This is a genomic window from Desulfonatronum sp. SC1, assembly GCF_003046795.1.
Lineage (GTDB): Bacteria > Desulfobacterota > Desulfovibrionia > Desulfovibrionales > Desulfonatronaceae > Desulfonatronum.
The window spans coordinates 1-450 of sequence record NZ_PZKN01000147.1 but is presented as its reverse complement, the minus strand read 5'-3'; the positions used below and the strand labels follow the sequence as shown (position 1 = coordinate 450).

Annotated in this window: 1 protein-coding gene; it reads left to right on the top strand. The window is 46.7% G+C overall.

Annotated features, from left to right (window positions below; translation table 11 throughout):
• Positions 1–450: cobaltochelatase subunit CobN (locus C6366_RS21065; RefSeq protein WP_199221607.1), on the top strand; the 450-nt coding region annotated here is incomplete at both ends.

Genomic DNA, 450 nt, shown 5'->3' with positions numbered 1-450 from the left:
CAAGGAGAGTTAAACGCCCTTGTTAATGCGTTAAATGGAGGCTACATTGCTCCATCGCCGGGAGGTGATGCCGTGGCTAATCCAAACACATTACCTACAGGGCGCAATCTGTTCAGCGTAAATGCCGAGGCAACACCTTCTGAAAGTGCATGGGATAAAGGTGTTTTACTGGCACAAAAAACGTTAGAAACATACATAGAGCGCAATGGGGAGTTACCTCGCAAGGTGAGCTATACTTTTTGGAGTAGCGAGTTTATTGAAACTGAAGGAGCTACAATTGCTCAAGCTTTGTATATGTTGGGCGTTGCTCCCATTTGGGATGCTTTTGGACGTGTTGGCGATTTGCGCTTGATTTCTTCTTCTGAACTTGGCCGCCCACGTATTGACGTGGTGGTTCAAACATCAGGTCAGTTCCGTGATTTGGCAGCATCGAGGCTGGCTTTACTAAAT